General features: G+C 32.8%; 10 protein-coding genes and 1 riboswitch. Of the genes, 6 read left to right on the plus strand and 4 right to left on the minus strand.

Annotated features, from left to right (window positions below):
• Positions 1-46: 46 nt before the first annotated feature.
• Positions 47-2,761: a chemotaxis protein CheB gene (locus KPL54_RS00775; RefSeq protein WP_216103785.1), complete on the plus strand. Its 2,715-nt coding sequence runs from the start codon at positions 47-49 to the stop codon at positions 2,759-2,761.
• An 86-nt stretch (positions 2,762-2,847) separates the two neighbouring features.
• The gene (locus KPL54_RS00780; protein WP_216103786.1) at positions 2,848-3,831 is read left to right on the plus strand and encodes a DUF3231 family protein; all 984 of its coding nucleotides are present in this window, start codon (positions 2,848-2,850) and stop codon (positions 3,829-3,831) included.
• A gap of 209 nt (positions 3,832-4,040) precedes the next feature.
• Here the strand turns inward: KPL54_RS00780 and asnB are convergent, their stop codons facing one another.
• Complete coding sequence (gene asnB / locus KPL54_RS00785) at positions 4,041-5,882, minus strand: asparagine synthase (glutamine-hydrolyzing) (RefSeq protein WP_216103787.1); 1,842 nt, start codon at positions 5,880-5,882, stop codon at positions 4,041-4,043.
• Positions 5,883-6,054: 172 nt separating this feature from the next.
• A riboswitch (Lysine riboswitch) is annotated at positions 6,055-6,226 on the plus strand.
• A gap of 158 nt (positions 6,227-6,384) precedes the next feature.
• Here asnB and KPL54_RS00790 point away from each other — a divergent pair.
• Both KPL54_RS00790 and lysA read left to right on the plus strand, forming a co-directional pair.
• A complete protein-coding gene (locus KPL54_RS00790; RefSeq protein WP_216103788.1) occupies positions 6,385-7,590 on the plus strand; it encodes an aspartate kinase in 1,206 nt (401 codons plus the stop codon).
• A gap of 29 nt (positions 7,591-7,619) precedes the next feature.
• Positions 7,620-8,918: a diaminopimelate decarboxylase gene (lysA, locus tag KPL54_RS00795; RefSeq protein ID WP_216103789.1), complete on the plus strand. Its 1,299-nt coding sequence runs from the start codon at positions 7,620-7,622 to the stop codon at positions 8,916-8,918.
• A 747-nt stretch (positions 8,919-9,665) separates the two neighbouring features.
• On the opposite strand, the gene KPL54_RS00800 is transcribed toward lysA, so the two are convergent.
• The 3 genes from KPL54_RS00800 to KPL54_RS00810 form a co-directional block, all read right to left on the minus strand.
• Positions 9,666-10,118: a hypothetical protein gene (locus tag KPL54_RS00800; protein ID WP_216103790.1), complete on the minus strand. Its 453-nt coding sequence runs from the start codon at positions 10,116-10,118 to the stop codon at positions 9,666-9,668.
• A gap of 32 nt (positions 10,119-10,150) precedes the next feature.
• Positions 10,151-10,357, minus strand: coding sequence for a helix-turn-helix transcriptional regulator (locus KPL54_RS00805; protein ID WP_216103791.1), 207 nt, complete (start codon positions 10,355-10,357; stop codon positions 10,151-10,153).
• A gap of 148 nt (positions 10,358-10,505) precedes the next feature.
• Positions 10,506-11,690 (minus strand): cation diffusion facilitator family transporter, encoded by a 1,185-nt coding sequence (locus tag KPL54_RS00810; protein ID WP_216103792.1) that lies wholly within the window; start codon positions 11,688-11,690, stop codon positions 10,506-10,508.
• Between the two features lie 175 nt (positions 11,691-11,865).
• On the opposite strand from KPL54_RS00810, the gene KPL54_RS00815 reads away from it, so the two are divergent.
• Entirely contained in the window at positions 11,866-13,167 is a 1,302-nt protein-coding gene (locus KPL54_RS00815; protein WP_216103793.1) for a M18 family aminopeptidase, read from the plus strand.
• A 165-nt stretch (positions 13,168-13,332) separates the two neighbouring features.
• On the plus strand, positions 13,333-21,963 hold the full coding sequence (locus KPL54_RS00820) for a GH36-type glycosyl hydrolase domain-containing protein (protein WP_216103794.1): 8,631 nt from the start codon (positions 13,333-13,335) through the stop codon (positions 21,961-21,963).
• Positions 21,964-22,046: the final 83 nt, after the last annotated feature.

Consider the following 22,046-nt stretch of genomic DNA (forward strand, 5'->3'; position numbering starts at 1 on the left):
ATTTGTTATAATAATGTGTACATAAATCTGTTAATGGAGGGCTATTATGAAAGAGAATAAGAACATTGATACAAAAGTAGGGACCAAAGATTATTGTAGTGATGATATTAAAATAGATGCATCAGAAACAGACTTTTCAATTGTTGGCATAGGTGCATCCGCAGGGGGATTGGAGGTTCTGTCAGATTTCCTTCGTAATGTGCCTGAAAATAGCGGCTTGGCTTATGTTATAGTTCAGCACATGGAGAAGGATAGTAAGGATATTTTGGTAGAGTTACTTCAGGGCGATACAAGTATGAGGGTTGTACAGGCCTATGAGAACATATCTGTGGAACCTGACAAAGTCTACATAATTCCACCAAATAAGGATATGACGATCAAAAATAACGTGATACATATTTCTGATTATAGGCAGCCCCGCGCTCTGCATCTGCCTATAGATTCCTTTTTTTACTCACTTGCGAGTGATAAGGGAGAGAGAAGTATTGGTGTCATACTATCGGGTATGGGGAGTGACGGTACAGCGGGAATTAGAAAAATTAAGGAAAAAGGCGGAGGTGTATTTATTCAAGAACCTTCCTCTGCTAAATATGATGGCATGCCTTGTAGCGCTATTAAGACAGAAGTAGCAGACGTTATATCGACTGTAGAGATAATGCCTTCAAAGATTATTTATTATATAGAACACAAGACAAATATGGTTGTGGTTGACAAGGAACAGACAGAAAAACTAAAGTGTCACTTCGATAATATTATAGCTATGTTACGAGCACATACAGGGCATGATTTTTCTTCATATAAAAGAAACACTATACAGCGTAGGATTGAGCGATGTATGGGTATTCATAAATTCCATGATATAGCTACATATGTGAGCTTTTTAAAGAAGAATCCTCAAGAATTGGAATTGTTATTTAAAGAATTTTTAATTGGAGTTACAAATTTCTTTCGTGAACAGGCGGAGTGGGAATTGCTAAAAGACAAAGTTATACCGGCAATCTTAGCACAGCGGTCGCCAACTGATACGGTTCGAGTTTGGATATCTGGCTGTTCTACTGGTGAAGAGGCTTATTCCTTAGCAATTGTTTTCAAAGAGGTGATAAACAAATTAAAGCCTTTCAAAGACTTTTCTATTCAGATTTTTGCTACTGATCTAGACTCTGAAGCTATTGATAAAGCACGGGAGGGGGTTTTCTATGAAAATATCGAAAAAGATATGTCGAGCGAACGCCTAAGTAAGTATTTTGTTAAGGCGGATCGTGGCTATCAGGTTGTTAAAGAAATTCGGGATATGGTCATATTTGCTCAGCAGAACATGATTAAGGATCCTCCATTTACAAAGGTTGATATAATGATTTGCAGGAACTTACTTATCTACTTGACACCAGAAATTCAGAAAAAGCTTATTCCTCTTTTTCATTACAGTCTTAATAGTGGTGGATTTTTATTTTTAGGAAGTGCGGAGTCAGTAGGGAACTTTACTGATCTTTTTAAACCACTTGACCTCAAATCGCGAATTTATCAGAGGCTTAGGCCTTTAATTCAGAAGGAGCCTATAGAATTTCCTAACTCCTTTGCACCGTATCAACCAGAAGCGAACCAGCCGTCGGAAGAGGTTCAAAACATGCAGTCGCTAGCTGATAAACTAGTTTTGCAGCATTATTCACCTGCAGCAGTTCTTGTTAATGGTAAAGGTGATATCCTCTACATTACTGGGCGAACGGGTAAGTACCTGGAACCGGCTACCGGCAAGGTTAATTGGAATATTTTTGCCATGGCACGTGAAGGGTTAAATTATAAATTGAATGACGCTTTCTACAAGGCTGTTAGGGGAAAAGAAGTGGTTATTTCCAAGAATGCTGTTGTACTAAACGAAGGTGGAAAGCTTAGGGTAGATATCACAGTAAATCCTCTTAAAGAGCCGGAGACGCTACGAGGGATGGTAATGATTATTTTTACTGATGTAGTAACTCCTACTGTATGCGAAAAAACAAGCGCAACCGGACAAATACCTGTCAGTAATAAGAGGGAGGGGGAACTAGAGAGAGAACTACTACAAGCTCGCCAAATGTGGCAAGCTAGCAGTGTAGAAATGCAGGTATCTCAAGAAGAATTCAAATCAAGTAACGAGGAATTACAGTCATGCAACGAAGAACTTCAGTCGACAAACGAGGAACTGACCACAACCAAGGAAGAAGTACAGTCCTCAAATGAAGAGCTGAAGACAATCAATTTTGAACTACAGGATAAGTTGGACGACTTGTCATTAGTCACAAACGATATGAAAAATCTAATGGATAGCACGAAGATTGCCACCTTATTTTTGGATAATGAGTTGCTTGTTAAACGCTTTACCAATCAAATGACTGTAGTCTCAAGGCTTATACCAAGCGACGTAGGAAGGCCAGTTACTGACATCGTGTCAGATCTTATTTATACTGAACTAACAGAGGATGTTAGGCAGGTGCAAAGCACGCTGATTGCAGTTGAGAAACAGATATTGTCTCGCGATGGTAGTTGGTTTAATGCGTCAATCCTTCCTTATCGCACGTTGGATGGTAAAAGTGATGGTGTAGTAATCACTTTTGTAAATATCACTAAATTAAAAACGATAGAGGCGGAGCTCGGTAAATCAAAATTGGCTTTGCAAAAGCGTATTGAGGATCAAGATGGCGAGCTGTTAATTGCAAATAATAGGCTGATGGATCAAGAAGAACGAGGTCATAGAGAAATCGCTGCGTCTATTGATCAGGAGCAGTAAGTTATAAGTATTTCATCCCTCGAGGTATATATATAAGTTATTTTACACATAGTAATAACAATATTTAAAACTGAGGGGTGAAGGTATTGGATATAATTTCGTTAATTAAGAAAGTTCATAAGAGAGAAGATGTTGTAGATATCCAGGAGGCATTTAATATATATAGTCTTTTAAGAGCAAGATATGTAAGCACTCAAACAGTTCAATTATTTAAGAATTTTGTTCATGACGTAGATTGGGAAGTAATCCTAGGTGGATTTCAGAAAAATTTTGAAAATCAAATAAATAATTTAGAAAAATTAGGTGAAAAATTTCGTATCATAATGCCAAACAGACCTCCGGTGGACGTCAAGTTTGCAACTCGTCTTAATGATATAACAGATGATTATATATATAAAAAGATATACCATGACCTTGTAGCACAGCTGATGTCTCTTAGCCATGCGGTTCGTTCAACCAGTACAAATGACAATTTAAGAAATGTTATTATAGAAGATTTAAAGGTACATTTTCAGGATTTTGATACACTTTATAAGTTTGGTAAATTGAAAGGCTGGGAGGAAACATATCCTACATACAAAACAGCTATTATTCAGGATAAGGAACAGCTTTCCACTTCAGAAGCCTTTCATATTTGGGATCATATTGTTATGAGATATGAACAAATTGAACTCATTGGTATATTCTCAGGTTTTGCTCATGATACTGAGTTTAAAGTGATACTTGAGCATGGGGTATATATTTACAACAAGCAGGTTAACAAGCTTGAAAAATTAGCACTAAAGCTTAATATACCGTTGCCTAATAGATCGGCACTACCGGTCGCAACTCCAATAGACCCAGAAATGATTACGGATAAGTTTATGTATCGAATTATTTTAAGCTGGCAATTATCTGCATTGGATGCTCATCTTAGAGCAATAATTGAGACTATTAGGAACGAATCCTTGCGTAAGTTATGGACTGATATCCTTGATGCTGAGCTCAGTTATTACGACAAATATCTTAAGTATGGAAAAATGAAAGGCTGGACGAGAGTAGTACCAATTTATGGGGAGCCGGTTACATAAAATTTTAAAAAGTATATATTACTATTAATGCACTCAACTCGCTAAGAACTACTAATTTTATTTTTAATTAATTTACTAAAAAACATAAACTATACGCTCAAACATATGTTTTTCTTAACGCAACTTAATTAGAAGTAAAATAAGAAGTTCTAAAGCTTGTTTCAATGCATTATACGTAACATATACTTTTTTTGCGTATAATAATATTTTTATTTTAGTATAACATTATACTCTTTAAGCCAAGTGTTTATTTGAATTAAATATGCTATAAGTTGAGGCCCTGTCATAAGTTGACCATACCAAGGATTCTTATAGGCATTACCACCAGAATCAACTATTTCTTGAACATGCTTCTGGTCTATTAGTTGTAGTATTGGTGATGATTTATCCTTTAGTATATTATTCATAAGCGTTTGAACAGCCATTGTATAACCTGGATTATGAGTTTTTGGATAAGGACTCTTTTTTCTCCAAAGTACATCATCTGGAAGAAGGCCTGTGAGAGCTTCACGTAGAACTCCTTTTTCACGTCCTTTATAATATTTCATATCCATAGGAATATTATAGGCATATTCTACAAGTCTTTGGTCTGCAAAAGGAACTCTTACTTCAAGGCCACTCGCCATACTCATTCTATCTTTTCTTGTAAGTAATGTTATCATGAACCATTTTATATTTAAATAGAATAATTCTCTCATTCTATGCTCTCTTTGGCTTTCACCAGGAACACCTGGAACCTGCCTTAAACTTTCATCATATTTATCTTGAACATACTCTTCTAGTGGAAGACTCTGAAGATCAGGAGAGAGTATACTTTTTCTATCACTTACGAATTTTGACCATGGGAATGTAGTCGCATTAATATCTTCCTCGCGTCTAAACCATGGATAACCACCAAAGAGTTCATCAGCGCATTCGCCTGAAAGAGCAACTGTAGAATTTTTTCTTACCTCTTTGCAAAAGAGATATAATGATGAGTCTACGTCAGCCATACCCGGTAAATCGGTAGCCATAACAGCATCTTTAAGATATGAGGCAAGCTCGGGTGTATCAATTAATATATCGTGATGATCAGATCCAATATAGTCTACCATTTTATAAATCCAGTCTGCATCCGTATTTGGTTGAAATTCTGTAGGTTTAAAAAACTTTCTATTATCAACATAATCTATAGAATAAGTGTTCAAGTTAGGCATATTATTTTTCTTGAAGTAGGTAGAGGCTACTGCCGAAATTATACTTGAGTCAAGACCGCCAGATAAAAATGTGCACACTGGAACATCCGCAACTAGTTGCCTTTCTATTGAGTCTACAAGCAATGAACGTATGTGATCTGAAGTTGTAGATAAATTCTCATCATGTGTTTTAGCAGTAAGTTTCCAATATTCTTTTGTTTTAATACCCTCCTTATTATAAATTAAGCTATGCGATGGTGGTAATTCTTTTATATTTTGAAAGATACCACTACCGAGAGGTCTTGCAGGTCCAAAGCCAAATAGCTCAGTAAGGCCTTGTTTATCAAGGATTGGGTCTACCAATGGATGAGCTAAAAGTGTCTTTATCTCTGAACCGAAAATTAATGAATTATCCTTGAGTGTATAAAATAGTGGTTTAACCCCTAGAGGATCTCTTGCTAAAAATAATGTTTGATGTGTTTCATTCCAAACTCCAAAGGCATAAATGCCGTTTATATGTTTAACACATTCGGCTCCCCAGAAAATAAAGGCTACTAGAAGTACTTCAGTATCAGAATATGAGGTAAAACTAAAACCATTTTCTTTTAATATCTTCCGTACGTCTTCTGTATTATATAGCTCACCATTATAAACGATAGTATAGGTATTATTGCCTATTTTTCTTGTCATAGGTTGTGAGCCGCCTTCTGGATCAACAACCACAAGACGCCTATGACCTAAAAGCGCATGCTTTGAAAAATGAAAACCACCGGCATCAGGTCCTCTTTGTTTCAATGTATCGGTCATTTTAAAAAGAATTCTATTTTCTTTTTCAATATTAGTATACAAATTAATCCATCCTGCAATACCGCACATTTTATCATCTCCTAAATTTAAATAACATTGTCATATATATGTTATGTTATTTAGTTTGAAAGGTGTATATAAATAGTATAGGTTAATTTAGAATTCAGTAAAAACTCAGATAATTGACACTTGTACTTCTAAACATATTATGATAAACTAGAGACTAATTAAATAATAAACTACCTAGGGTAGAGGTGCTGTGTCTATTAGTACTTATTTGGAGCATGCAAGCGAGGATAAATAAGAAAAGGAGTTATGGCCGAAGAAAATATATTTGGTAAAATTATTTTCTGGTTTTACACATAATATGTGTAGGGTTGTCACTAATTTATTAGTGGAGAGCTACAAGGTACACGAAGTTTGTGTAAAAATACATATTTTATGCAGCAAGGGTGTTCCTTTGCTGCATTATTTTTTTTTGGAAACATGTATTAACAGTAAAAAATCAAAATATTAGCGACAGATTAAGGAATACACAAAAGTTGTAAATTATATTAGGGGTGATTTAATAATGTCAGTAGTTGTCCAAAAGTATGGGGGTTCATCTGTAGGTACTACAGAAAAAATTAAAAAGATCGCACAAAGTATAATAAAAAGAAAAGATAAAGATAAGGATACGGATTTAGTAATAGTAGTATCAGCTATGGGAGATACTACAGATGATTTATTATCATTATCAAAAGGAATAGGAGAAGAGCCAGATAAAAGGGAATTAGATGCATTACTCTCAACGGGAGAAATAATTTCAAGTGCATTACTTGCTATGGCAATTAAGGGACTTGGATATGATGCAATAAGTTACACTGCATACCAAATTGGAATCAAGACTAGTGGACAATATGGTAAGGCATTAATTGAGGATATACATGGTAACAAAATTAAAAAAAGTTTAAAAGAAGGTAAAATTGTAATAGTTGCTGGCTTCCAAGGAATAAATGGAGAAGGTGATATTACGACACTGGGTAGAGGTGGTTCTGATACTACCGCGGTTGCGCTTGCAGTAAAGCTTAATGGAAGATGTGAAATATATACGGACGTTTCCGGTATATATAGTGTAGATCCTAGAGCTTATAGTGAGGCTAAAAAATTAGATGAAATAGAATATGAAGAGATGCTTGAACTTGCAAGTTTGGGGGCTCAGATAATGCATTCAAGGTCAATCGAGCTTGCTCAAAAATATGGTATACCTATATATGTAGGATTAAGTGATAGTGATATTAAAGGAACTGTAATTAAGGAGGTAAAAAACGTGAATATGGAAAGTAAACCAGTAACTGGTATTGCAACAAGTGATGATGATGTTGCAGTAACGCTTAAAAATATACCTAAAGATGTAAATATATTGTCAACGATATTTGAAGCTATAGGAAGTAAACGGGTTAATATAGATATGATAAGTCAATCATCGCCTGTAGATGGAATGGTGAGTGTGTCGTTCACAATTCCTAAAGAAAGCTTAAAAAATAGTTTGAAAATCATAGAAAAAATAACAGTTGATAATAAAGTTATAGTTGATGAGGATATAACTAAATTTTCTATGGTGGGTCTGGGGATGAAGACAACCTCTGGAGTTGCTGCTAGAATGTTCAAGATTTTTAGTGAAAATGACATCGAGATTAAAATGATTACTACATCAGAAATAAGAATTACTTGTGCAATTAAAACTAGTGACAAACTAAAGGCTATAAAGCTTGTTGCAAAGGAATTTAATCTATAAATAATATATTGATATAAGGAGGGATTTATGTGAGATTTTTCGGCAACGTAAAAAATGAGAATAATACGTTAAGTATTGCAGGTGTAAGTGCACAGGTTCTAGCAAAGGAGTATGGTACTCCACTTTACATAATGGATGAACAGCTTATACGAGATAATTGTAGAAGGTTCTATAATTCTTTTAAAGCTAAGAGTGAACATAATAAGGTAGCTTATGCAGGGAAAGCATTTTTAACTATTGCAATGTGTGAAATTATAAAAGGTGAAGGTTTATATTTAGATGTAGTTTCTGGAGGAGAATTGTACACTGCTTATAAGGCTGGATTTCCATTGGAAAACATATATTTTCATGGTAATAATAAAACAATTGATGAAATTAAAATGGCAATAGAACTTGGAGTTGGAACCTTTGTGGTAGATAATCTTCATGAAATGGAAATTATAAATGAAAATGCAAATGAAAAAGGTATTATTCAACGGGTTATTCTTAGAGTAACTCCTGGTATAGAAGCCCATACTCATGATTACATAAAAACTGGACAGATTGATTCAAAGTTTGGATTTACTATATTAAATAATGAGTTTGAAGAAGTTATAAGGACTGTTTTAAGTTTACCCAGTATAAAACTTGCAGGACTTCATTGTCATATAGGGTCTCAAATTTTCGAAGTAGAACCTTATAGAGAAGCAGTAAATATAATGACAACTGTAATTAAGCATATAAAAGAAAAATTTAATTATGATATAGAAGAATTAGATTTAGGTGGAGGATTTGGCGTTTATTATGATGAGGGTGATGAGCCTAAGGAAATAGAAGAATTTTGCTCAGTTATACTTGAGGAGACTAAAGTTTGCTGTAAAGAATATGGAATAAAACAGCCCATTCTTGTTATAGAACCTGGTAGATCAATTGTAGCTAATGCAGGTATAACACTATATACTGTAGGTGCAATAAAGGATATTCCAGACGTTAGAAAGTATGTGGCAGTGGATGGTGGAATGACTGATAATATAAGACCAGCTTTGTATAATGCACAATATCAATGTGTGCTTGCAAATAAAATAAGTGGATCATGTATGGAAGTAATTACAATTGCAGGTAAGTGTTGCGAAAGTGGTGATATACTCCTTGAGGGTGTTAATTTACCAAAGGTGAATAGTGGAGATCTTATGGCTGTATTATCAACTGGTGCTTATGGTTATTCAATGAGTAGTAATTATAATAAAATACCTAAGGCTCCAGTAGTTTTAGTTAATGAGGGTAATCACAAAATAATATGCAAAAGACAAACATACAAAGATATGATTAGTAACGAAGTATGTTTATAGGTAACAAAGTATCAAATTCTCCAGCGTGACTTGCAACATGAGCTTGAAACGTGAAATTGTATTAAGAAATTCTAATATTTTGCTACAATAAAATTCTCTATCGTTCACACTCGACGTCCTGTCTCGGGTTCACTAGCTTGCCATCCTGGCAAGCTCACGAGAATTGTATTTCTGCAAAACAAGAATTACTAAATACAATTTCAATAGTTTCTTCGTCTCTTGTTGCAATCCACTCCGGAGAAACTTATACTATTATTTACACTATAGTGTATCTGTAAAAGATGGAAAATATTGAAAGAACTAATATCCTATTAAAAAAAATCTTTTAGCCGTTAGGCTGTCGATGTGCTATATAATTTTTAAATTTAAGGTTGTATGAGAAGAACTTTTAAATGCACTTCAATGTTTTTTCGTTTCTTGTTGCAAGTCACTGCAGAGAAACTTATACTATTATTTATTTGTACTAAAGTGTATCTGCAAAAGTTGGTAAATAAGAAAAGAATGAAAGAGATTAATAGCTTTGCTAAAAAGTCTTTTAGCCGCTAGGCTGCCAATGTGATACACATCTTTGAATTTGGGATATGTTTAATAAAAATGTTGATAATATGAAAAAATCAAGGGAATCCATTTTGGGTTCCCTTGATTTGTATTTCCGTATATTGTAGTTTGTTTTTTTAAAATAAAGTTATTTTTAGTTTTAAATTAAAAGCAATATAATTGTATGAAAACTGGATTTGAAAGCGCTTGCTAAAATTTATTTTTGTAATATAAATTTAAAAATATGGATACCATAAGCATAAAAAATAGAACAGCAAGTAAAGTTAAAAAAATTATTTGATTAAAAAATCCGGCGATAATAGTAGCAATTGTTATTACAGCTAATGATAATCTAAATCCAGAAACACCAGTTTTATCATAAATAAGTTTTGTTCTCTCATCGTGTTCTTCTATATAAAGAGTTTTCAATCCGTCTTCAGTTTTTAAGGCCTTACTATATTTTCTAATATATATTAACATGGCAATCTGAAGACCTATAAATATACCTATTTGTGATCCTGGTATTAAATCAGAAATATCTTCATTGATGCCTGTGGTCATACTTACAAAAGTGCCGGTTAGGGCAATGAATACAGCTGCGAGGCAGGCGAATGTTCTCATAAATTTTAAATTTTTACTTAATAACTTTTTATATTCTACCATTATATAATCCCTCCATTTTATAAAACCTTATTTTATAATTTATTAATTTCTGAAAAATCAAAAACCTTTTCAATTGTAAGATTGAAATATTTTGCTATTTTGTATGCAAGAACAAGTGAGGCTGTATATTTTTCACACTCTAAGGATGTGATTGTTTGTCTTGAAACACCGACTGCTAATGCTAGTTCCTCTTGAGATAATTTGTTTTTTTTCCTAAGTTCTTGAATACATGTTTTCATATTAGATCTCCCCTGCAATGTTAACTTTGCATTTTTAGTATAGCTAGCTTTGCCGAAAAAATAAAAAATAAGAGCAGTGGGAATTCCACTGCTAAATATAATATATAGTATATAACTGAATTTATTTCCTAAAATATACCTTCTTAAGTTATACTCCTATATAATCTCTATCTATTGTCATAACAGCATTATAATAAGGGTAAGATTTTTTAAGAGCTATATTAATATCATCTTGAAGTTTAAGCTCATCACTTTCTGAAAATTTAGGATCGAAATCAATTACGACATCAAAGATTAAATTTTTATGATTACCTTCGCCTACAATTCTAAAGTCATGAATTGATTTTATTATAGAAAAGGATTTTAATATATTTAAAAGCTCTAAGCGAGATGCGTTAACTTCCTTGTCTGTTTTGTTTATAGGATCCATGTGAATAACTAAATATAGACTAAATTCATCAGAAATTTCTTTTTCAGCCTCGTCTATAATTTCATGGATTTTAACTATAGACATATCACAAGGAACTTCAGCATGAATAGATCCCATACATCGGCCGGGACCATAGTTATGTATAACTAAATCATGGCAACCTGTAATATGATCAAAGGATAGTAATTTTGATCGAATTCCGTTTACTAGTTCTATATCAGGTGCTTCACCAAGAAGCGGGTTCATGGTTTTTTTTATAAGCGAGTATCCAGCATATATTATTATAAGGGATACAAGGATACCTATGTACCCATCTAGTGGGAAATTAATCCAAATGGATAAAAGAAGTGATAGTGCAACGCAGCTTGAACTTACTACATCACTTAATGCATCAGTTGAAGAGGCTTCTAGGGCTGAGGATTTTATAGCTTTGCCCATAATCTTATTAAACCTACTAATCCAAAGTTTAGCACCTATTGAGGCTAATATTAATATAAAGGGTATAAGCTTAAAAATTACTTTTGATGGATGAATTATTTTATCAAAAGAGGTTTTAATAAATTCAAAACCTACTAGAATTACTATAAACGACACTATAAGACCAGAAATATATTCAAGTCTTCCATGACCAAAGGGATGTTCTTTGTCTGCTGGTTTACTAGCTAATTTAAAACCTAGAATTGTAATAACTGACGAAGCAACATCCGATAAATTATTAAAGGCATCTGCTGTAATTGCTATACTATTTGATATTATTCCTATAATTAGTTTTGTAGTAAAAAGTACTAAATTTAAAATAATTCCAACTGAGCCACCTAGGTAACCATAGGAATCTCTTACTTTTTTATTATTTATATCTTGATAATTTTTTACAAATTTTGAAATTAAAAATTTTGATAACATATTTACACCTCTAGTTATATAGTATAATTTAAAAAATTAAATTTAAACACATTTTTTATAATTAATTATAACATTTATTTAGTTTTTATAGAAATATTATGCAATAAATTTGTTATACTAATAATAGAGATAAGCAAGGTGCTTATATGTCTTAGCATTAATTGGAGGAATATATATGTCTAAAAAATTAGAATTTGCCCAAAATCTTATTGATTATATTTATGATAGTCCAACAGCATACCATGCTGTAGCAAAGGCCAAAGAAGATTTAAGCAAAGCAGGTTTTGTGGAAATTAAAGAAGAAGATAAATGGGAACTTAAAAAAGGCGGGAAATATTTTGTGACTAAAAATGATTCTGCACTAACTGCGTTTGTAGTTGGAAAGGGAGAAATTGAGGAAAGTGGCTTTAAAATTATTGGAGCACACACAGATTCACCAAGCTTTAGAATAAAACCGAGCCCAGAAATGGTAGTAGATAATGTGTATGTAAGATTAAATACAGAAGTTTATGGTGGACCTATATTAAATACATGGATGGATAGGCCACTCGCAATAGCTGGTAGGGTAACTTTAAGAAGCAAGGATATTTTGCATCCTGAAACTAGGCTAGTAAATATTAAAAGACCAATTATGATAATTCCTAATTTAGCTATTCATATGAATAGAAATGTTAATAATGGTATTGAACTAAATAAGCAAAAGGATCTATTGCCATTACTTTCAATGGTTAATGAAAATCTAGAAAAAAACAATTATCTTATTAGTGCCATTGCAAAAGAATTAGCTGTAGACCTTAAGGAAATTATAGATTTTGATTTATTCCTTTATGAGTATGAAAAGGGATCAATTATAGGACTTAATAATGAATTTATATCAAGCTCAAGGTTGGATGATTTAGCTATGGTACATGCTGGGATAAGTGCAATATCTAGGGGCTCGTCTGTCCAGGCGACAAATGTAATAGTTTGTTTTGATAACGAAGAGGTGGGAAGTTCAACAAAGCAGGGAGCTGACTCAAATATGCTAGTTGATATTTTAGAGCGTATTACAATTTCTCTCCATAAAAATCGTGAAGAGTTTTTTAGAGCTATATCTAAATCATTTATAATATCTGCAGATAATGCACACGCTGTTCATCCTAATAGTCCGGAAAAAAATGACCCAACAAACAAACCCTATATTAATAAAGGCCCAGTTATAAAAATTAGTGCGAGTCAAAGTTATACAACTGATAGTAACTCAGATGCAGTTTATGAATTAATTTGCGAAAAGGCGAGTGTTCCAATTCAAAAATTTGTTAATAGGTCTGATGCTAGGGGCGGTTCAACTATAGGGCCAATATCTTCAACTCATTTAAATATACGGTCAGTAGATATGGGAAGTCCAACTTTGGCTATGCATTCAATAAGAGAATTAGGTGGAGTATTAGATCATTTTTATGTAACAAAATCTTTTGAAGAATTTTATAAAATCTAAGATTAATTAGCTAATTAACATCCATATAAAAAACTCACAATATTTAATTGTGAGTTTTTTTGTTGTTTTTACTAATAATTGAACAATTAGTTGGGGATAATAATTTCAACTAGTTCTAAAACTTTACAAAGTTTATTAACAAAAAGTATTAAAGGGGTGTTTATAATGCCATATGTTATATTAGGGGCAATAGTTGCAATAAGTATTTTAGCTTATATAGTTGTAAGAAAAAATTTAAATCATTATGAAGAAGAAAATTTACTGAAAGATGTTCCAACCATAAATGTGAATAGAGAAGATTTGGAAAAACATGCTTTCGAAATGGCACGTCATTACTCTGATGTAAAAAATACTAATTGCAAAAAAAAGCTTATTAGTAATTTAGATGGAAGTTATGAGAAAATTTTAGAAGGCTACGAGAAGATAGATAAAGAAGGTAAAAATAAAAAAGAGGTGTTACCTGCTGCAGAATGGCTTTTGGATAATCTTTATTTAATAGAAAAAGAATACAAAAGCATAAAATATAATATGCCACAAACATATTATAAAGATTTACCAGTAATATGTAAGGGAGTTATTAAGGGATACCCAAGAGTCTATCATATTGCCATTGAAATAGTATCTCACACTGATGGTAGAATGGATGAGCATGTAATTGAAGACTTTATTCGCGCATATCAAAAGAATGCCGTACTGACGTCTGGCGAACTTTGGGCTATACCTATAATGCTCCGAATAGCCTTAATCCAAAATATTAGTAAGATAACTGAGAAAATTGTTAAAGCAGAGGAAGATAAAAAAGAGGCGGAATTAGTTGCAGAGAGGTTAATTAATGCTTTTAATGAAGATAAAATACATTTAGAATTATCGCTTTTAAATAGTCAGAAAAATATATTCACTTTGCACTTTACAGAAAGATTACTCAAATTGTTAAGGGACAATGGTATTGATTCTATGGAGGTTTATGATTTTATAGATGAAAGACTTGGAGCGCAGGACACAAGCTCAGAAAAAATCATAGCATTAGAACATCAAATAGAGGCTAATTTTGAAATTTCTATGGCAAATTCTATTAATAGTATAAGAGTTATTGAAGGTTTAAATTGGAAAAAATATTTTGAAAAGTTAAGTCCCGTAGAGGTTATTTTAGGAGAAGATCCTGCAGACATTTATAGAGAAATGGATTTCCAATCGAGGGATAAATATAGACATGAAATAGAAAAACTATCCAAACATACAAAACTTGCAGAATCTTATATAGCAAAAAAAGCAATTGAATGTTGTTATGATAGTGAAAAGCCAGAAAATAATATTTATAAAAACCATGTAGGTTATTATCTAATAGATGATGGACTAGATGAATTAAAGAAAAAAATAGGATATAAAAGTACTGGCATGGAAAAATTGATAAACAGCAAAAAGAAAAATATAGTTAATGTTTATATAAGGACTATTGGTATAGTTACTTTATTAATAGTGGGTTTAATTATTGTAAGTAGCTTATTAAATGATAATGATAAAGAGTTATGGAGATATATATTAGCTGTAATTATTATATTAGTACCATGTAGTGAAATAACAATCTCAATTTTAAACTGGAGCATAAGTCTTTTATGTACGACCTCATTTATTCCCAAAATGGATTTCGAAGAGGGGATACCAGAAAAATATAGTACAGTTGTAGTAATTCCTACTTTATTAAATAATGCTTCTAGGGTAATTGAATTAATAAGGGACTTGGAAATATACTATTTAGCGAATTCGCAAAGTAATCTATTCTTTGCACTTCTTGGTGACTTTAAGGATAGTGATACTAAGGATGAAGTGTCTGATAGAGAGATAGTTGATGTTGGACTTTTAGAAATAGAGAAATTAAATAAAAAATATTGTATCCCAGGAAAAAATATATTTTTCTTCTTAAATAGAAGGAGACAATATAATGAAAAAGAAAATAAGTGGATAGGATTTGAGAGAAAACGTGGAAAGCTTATGGAGTTTAATGAATTTTTAAGAGGCAAGCAGAATACTAGTTACAATGTAATAAGTAATAATGCAGAGGATCTCAGAATGGTTAAATATGTTATTACTTTAGATTCAGATACAAAACTTCCAAGGGACTCTGCTAGAAAATTAATAGGGGCCATGGCACATCCACTTAATAATGCTGTTATAGACAGTGATAAAAAGCGAGTAAGCAGAGGATATGGCCTAATGCAACCAAGAATAGGAGTATCTATTCTTAGTGCAAACAAAACTATATTTTCAAAGATTTTTTCTGGTGAAACAGGTATAGATATATATACTACGGCAGTGTCTGATGTATATCAAGATTTATTTGGGGAGGGAATTTTTACTGGTAAAGGTATTTATAATGTAGACGTCTTTAATTATATGCTAAAGGATGAAATACCTGAAAATACTGTATTAAGCCACGACCTGCTCGAGGGTTCATATGTTAGAACTGCATTAGTTACTGATGTGGAATTTATAGACGGATACCCATCTTATTATAACGCTAGTTCTATGAGGCTACACAGGTGGACTAGAGGGGATTGGCAATTATTACGTTGGCTTAAAAAGTCTTCACCATTAAACAAAATATCTAAATGGAAGATTTTTGATAATTTAAGAAGAAGTTTGCTTGCACCCTCCGTTACGATTTTGCTTATACTTGCTTTAGGTGGAATATTGCCAGATAGTACGGATAAATGGGTTATTGCAGCTTTTGTAGCTATTTTAGCTCCTATACTTTTTGACGTAAGTGAAGCTGTAGTTTCTCCTGCTTTAGGGGTAAGTTTATCAGGCAAAATCGGAAATAGCAAGATGGCTATTGAACAGGTGTTTTTGATTTTTTGTTTTATACCTTATCAAGCGTATATGATGACGGATGCTATAATTAGAACATTATATAGGGTACTAATAAGTAAAAAAAACTTATTAGAGTGGCAGTCGGCAGCAGATGTTGAGGTGAAAGTAGGGAAAAAACTTAAAAACTTTATAGAGGCTATGTGGGTTGGAAGTGCAATTTCAATTTTAATTTTAATTGCATCCTTTAATGCAAGCATGAGTATTGGATTTCTTAGTGTACCTTCTTGTGTAATTTGGTTTTTAAGTCCCGTAATTGCATATGTGATAAGTCGTGATAGGGAGTTTGAGTCTTTTGAAATTATCATTGAAGAAAAGAATTACTTAAGAAGATTGAGTAGAAAAACTTGGGCTTATTTTGAGGATTTTGTAAATGATGAAAATAATTGGCTTGGGCCAGATAATTACCAAGAAGATCCACCTAATGGAGTAGCACATAGAACTTCACCAACCAATATGGGAATGGAATTAACATCAAATTTAGTTGCATATGATTTAGGGTATATTGGGATTATTAGTGTAACAAGTAGAATAGATAAAATTATGATGTCGATGGAAGAACTGGATATGTACAAAGGCCACTTTTATAATTGGTATGATACTAAAACTAAGACCCCACTTTTTCCTAGATATGTGTCTACTGTTGATAGTGGTAATTTAGTTGGGTACCTTTGGGTAGTTGCACAGGCGTTAGATGAATATTTGAGGGCTCCATTGTTTAACCATGCTCAAATTAAGGGATTGGAAGACACTATGAGGCTTGCCTCTGAAGAAGCAGAAGTATACCCAAAAGTTAAGGATTTATATCAGGGCGTATTAAATAAAATAGAGAGTGAAACAATAGATTTTAATTGTTGGAAAACTATACTTAGGGAGTTATCTAATAAGCTTGTAGAAGTGGGAAAAAATGAATATTGCATGGAAGCATATTGGAATAAAAAACTAAAAGATGATGTAGGTGGGTATTTAGAGGAAATAAGTGAACTATTTCCTTGGTTTGATTATGTCTTTGACAAAGACTCTGATTTAGAACTTACTAAATCTATGAGGTGTTTGCTTGAGGGAGCAACAATAATTAGTATCCCAGAAAAAACAACAAACATATTAAATGTGTTAGATGACAAAGTGAAAAATGATAAATCGTTATCAAAATTAAAAGATTTGTTACAACAAACAAAAGAAAAAACTCAATTTGTTATTAACAAAATAGAGGGATTAAAGGAAAAACTAAATTCCATGGCGGAAGCTACTGATTTTAAGATGTTATATGATGAGGATAGGGAACTGTTTAGAATTGGTTATGATGTGGAGAATGATAATCTAGGTAAGAGTTATTATGATCTATTGGCTTCTGAGTCAAGGCAAGCCAGTTTTGTTGCTATTGCAAAGGGAGATGTTCCTAAAAAACATTGGTTTAAGCTTGGAAGATCTATGACCAATATGGGGAAAAGTAAGGGCTTAGTTTCCTGGAGCGGAACAATGTTTGAGTACATGATGCCACTACTTATAATGAAAAATTATTCAGGCACAATGCTAGATGAAACGTACAATGCTGTAATCGGTGCACAAAAGCAATATTGTAGTGAAAGAGGGGTACCTTTTGGCATATCTGAATCTGCATTTTATAAATTTGATATAAATTCAAATTATCAATATAAAGCGTTTGGAGTAGCTGGAGTAGGATTAAAGTCAGGACTTGAAAATGAATTGGTTATTTCACCATATTCAACTGTCATGGCACTCCAAACCGACTTTAGAGGAGCCTATGATAATCTTAAAAGACTTACTAAAGAAGGGCTTGAGGGGAATTATGGATTTTATGAAGCTGTAGATTATACTAAAAACAGAATGTTTAAAGATGATACTAAGGCTATAATCAAGTGTTTTATGATTCATCATGAAGGTATGAGTTTGATGGCTTTAGATAATGTATTATTAAATAATATTCTACAAAAAAGATTTCATGCACTACCAAGAGTGAAAGCTACAGAGTTATTACTCCAAGAGAAAATTTCTAAGAAGGTAGTATATGATAGGGAACGTAAATTTAAGGTATTAGGTACCCCTGTAGGAAAACAAAAGATTATAGTTAGAAAATACACTACAGCAAAAACGGAAACTCCTGAAACACATTTAATTTCAAATGGAAATTACTCGCTAATGATTTCTAATAGTGGAGCAGGGTATGCTTTACGTGATAAAACTATGATTTACAGATGGAAGGAAGATGTTACAAAAGACAATACAGGTATGTTTGTTTATATCAAAGATAGGTCCAAAAATGAATTTTTCAGTGCGTCTTATGAGCCTTGTAAAAAGCCAAGTGATAGTTATGAAGTAACATTCGCATTAGACAAGGCTGAGTTTACAAGGCGTGATAAAAATCTTGTTACGCGTATGGAAATTACTGTGGCTACAGAGGATGATTCAGAGGTAAGAAGGTTATCAATTATAAATAAAGATACTAAAAGTAAAATTTTAGAGATAACAAGTTATTTTGAGGTAACGCTAGCTCATTATGATGCGGATATAGTACATCCAGCATTCGGAAATTTGTTTGTGAAAACGGAGTATGTTGATAATCCTAGTTGCATTATTGCAACGAGAAGGCCGAGGTCTAAGGGAGAGAAACAGCCTTGGCTTATGCAAACCGTCGCAACTCAGGGCAATACTATTGGAACTATTCAATATGAGACTAGCAGGGCTAATTTCATAGGTCGTGGTGAGAATACAATACATCCTATAGCAATGAGGGGAGATTCGGTATTATCTAATACTGTTGGAGCTGTGCTTGACCCTATAGTAAGTATAAGAAGAAGGGTTAAAATTAAACCTGGTGAAACATGCATTATAGTATTCACTACGTCAATAGCTAATACAAAAGAAGAAGTGATAAGTTTAGCTAAAAAATATAGTGAATTTCATAACATAAATAGGGTATTTGAACTAGCTTGGAGTCAAACCCAGGTAGATATGAAATACTTGGGTATAAAATCTACTCAGGCAAATTTATATCAAGTTATAGCTTCTAAAATTTTATTTTTAAATTCTACATTTAGACAAAGAGAAAAGCATATAAAAAATGTAAAAAAGGGACAATTCACTCTTTGGGGATATGGTATTTCAGGAGATTTACCTATAATTCTTCTAATAGTGCGTGAGAGTAAAGATAAGGATTTAGTTCGCCAACTTATAAATGCTCATGAATACTTAAGCCTTAAAGGGTTAACAGTTGATTTGGTGATAATAAACCTTCAAATGACCTCATATGATCAGCCACTACAAGCTGATATTAAGGATTTAGTAGGTGGAAGTCACTTAAGAGATAAAGAAAACAAACCTGGTGGATTATTTATACTTAATAAGGCTAATATTAAAGATGAAGATATAGATTTATTAATAGCTATAGCTAGGTTGGTTATAGATTCATGTAAGGGAATGTTAGTATCTCAAATTCAAAATAAGAACAAGAGAGTACAGAAGTTACCGTTACTTCAAACTTTAAAAAAAGAATTCATGTTTAAGGAGCACAAGTTTAATATAAAACCATTAGAGTATTTTAATGGACTCGGGGGTTTTGATGTAGAAGGTGAAAATTATACTATTCTACTTAAAGATTTTAATAATACCCCAGCACCATGGATAAATGTAATTTCAAATGGTAATTTTGGATTTCATGTGTCGGAATGTGGATCAGCTTATACATGGAACAGCAATAGTCGCGAAAATAAAATTACTACTTGGTCCAATGATTGGATAAGTGATGAGTGCTCAGAAGCTATATATTTGAGAGATGATAATATTGGTAATATATGGAGTATTACACCTAAGCCGATAAGGGATGGCGGAGAATACTTAATAGAGCATGGTTTTGGATATTCAAACTTCAAACATGAGGTTTTTGGGATTATGGGTGAAGTAACTATGTTTGTGCCAAGGTCGCATAATGTTAAGTTATGCAAAATAAAACTAAAGAATAATAGTGATAAAGCTAGAGATATAAGTATAACTTATTATGCTGAACTCGTAATGGGTGTAGTACCTCAGCATACTGCTCAGCACATAGTTACTTATTTTAATGACGAACAAGAATATATATATGCAACGAATTGTTATAATCAACATTTTGGTAAATTAAAGTCTTATTTAAAATTATTTGGAGGCACTCAGCAAAGCTTCACTGGTGATAGAAGTGAGTTTTTAGGAAGAGGAGGAAGTGTTGAAAATCCGGAAGTTCTAAAGAGAATAAAACTATCAAATAATGTTGGAGCGGGCCTGGATCCATGCCTTGCAGTTACTTCGAAAATTCATTTAGATCCTAACATGGAAGTAGAATTAATAGCAATGCTTGGTGAAAATGAGAATTTAGATAATATTTCAAAGATAGCAAAGGAATTTGAAGATTATAAAAAAGTGGATACTGAACTAGAAAACGTTAAAAAATATTGGAACAGAATACTTCATACGATTCGGGTTAAGACACCAGATAAGAGTATGGATTTAATGCTTAATGGATGGTTAATGTACCAAACTATAGTTTGTAGATTATGGGCAAGAACTGCTTTTTATCAATCTGGTGGAGCATATGGATTTAGAGATCAACTGCAGGATGTTATGTCACTAAGTATGATTGAGCCTAGTATGACAAGAAAACAAATTCTGTATAGTGCTTCAAGGCAATTTGTTGAAGGGGATGTACAACATTGGTGGCACCCAGTTGTAGATAGTGGAATAAGAACAAGATTTTCTGATGACTTATTATGGCTACCTTATGTCACTATGGATTATATAAAAAATACTGGTGATTTTGATATCCTTAATGAACAAGCAGAATATTTAATGGATACACCACTTGCAGAAGGGGAAGATGAAAGATATAACATTTCAGGAAAGGCAGATTTTACAGGTAGTATATATGAACATTGTACAAAAGCTATAGAAAAAGCCCTTAAATTTGGACCTCACAATATTCCTCTTATGGGAAGTGGAGATTGGAACGACGGAATGAGTACTGTGGGCAATAAGGGGAGAGGTGAAAGTGTATGGCTAGGATGGTTCTTATATGATATATTAGCAGATTTCTCAAAGGCTTGCACATACAAAAATGATGATGAAAAACTTAAGAAATATAAGGATATGCAAGAGTATATAAGAATAAATCTAGAAGAGAACGCATGGGATGGTGATTGGTATAGAAGAGCATATTTTGATGATGGTACGCCACTTGGTTCATCACAAAATGAAGAATGCAAGATAGATTCTTTATCTCAATCCTGGGCAGTAATATCTGGAGCGGCAGATAAAGAAAGAGCGACAGAGGCTATGAAGTCATTAGAACGTTATTTAATAAAAGAAGATAATGGTATGATATTACTATTAACTCCACCTTTTAGCAAATCTTCTTTGGAGCCAGGTTATATTAAAGGTTATGTTCCTGGAGTTAGGGAAAATGGTGGGCAATATACACATGCCGCAACTTGGGTAATTCTTGCTTTTGCTAAACTCTATCAAGGTGATACAGCAGCAAAGCTTTATAACATGATAAATCCTATAAATCATACAAAAACTCTGCCTGAATGTGAGAGATTTAAAACAGAGCCATATGTAATGACGGCTGATGTATACGGAAAAGAACCTCATGTAGGAAGAGGAGGCTGGAGTTGGTATACTGGAACTTCAGGATGGATGTATAGAACCGGAATAGAAGCTATTTTAGGTCTTAAATTAAAGGAGGGAAAAGGATTTACTATTAAGCCTTGCGTCCCAGAGGAATGGCCGAATTATGAGATTATTTATAAAAAGGATAATTATGAATATGTAATTGAGGTTAAACGCATTGGAGACAAAGGAATATGGCTTGATGGTAAGTTATGTATTGATGGGTTAGTACCATTTACTGATGGGGTTCATAAAGTTGAGGTTATAATTTAAAAAAACAGATGACTTCTAAAACGAAGTCATCTGTTTTTAACACTTTATAGCTTTAAAAAATTAAATGTATTTATAAATAGGCT

It is taken from the genome of Clostridium estertheticum, assembly GCF_018861295.1.
GTDB classification, from domain to species: domain Bacteria; phylum Bacillota; class Clostridia; order Clostridiales; family Clostridiaceae; genus Clostridium_AD; species Clostridium_AD estertheticum_D.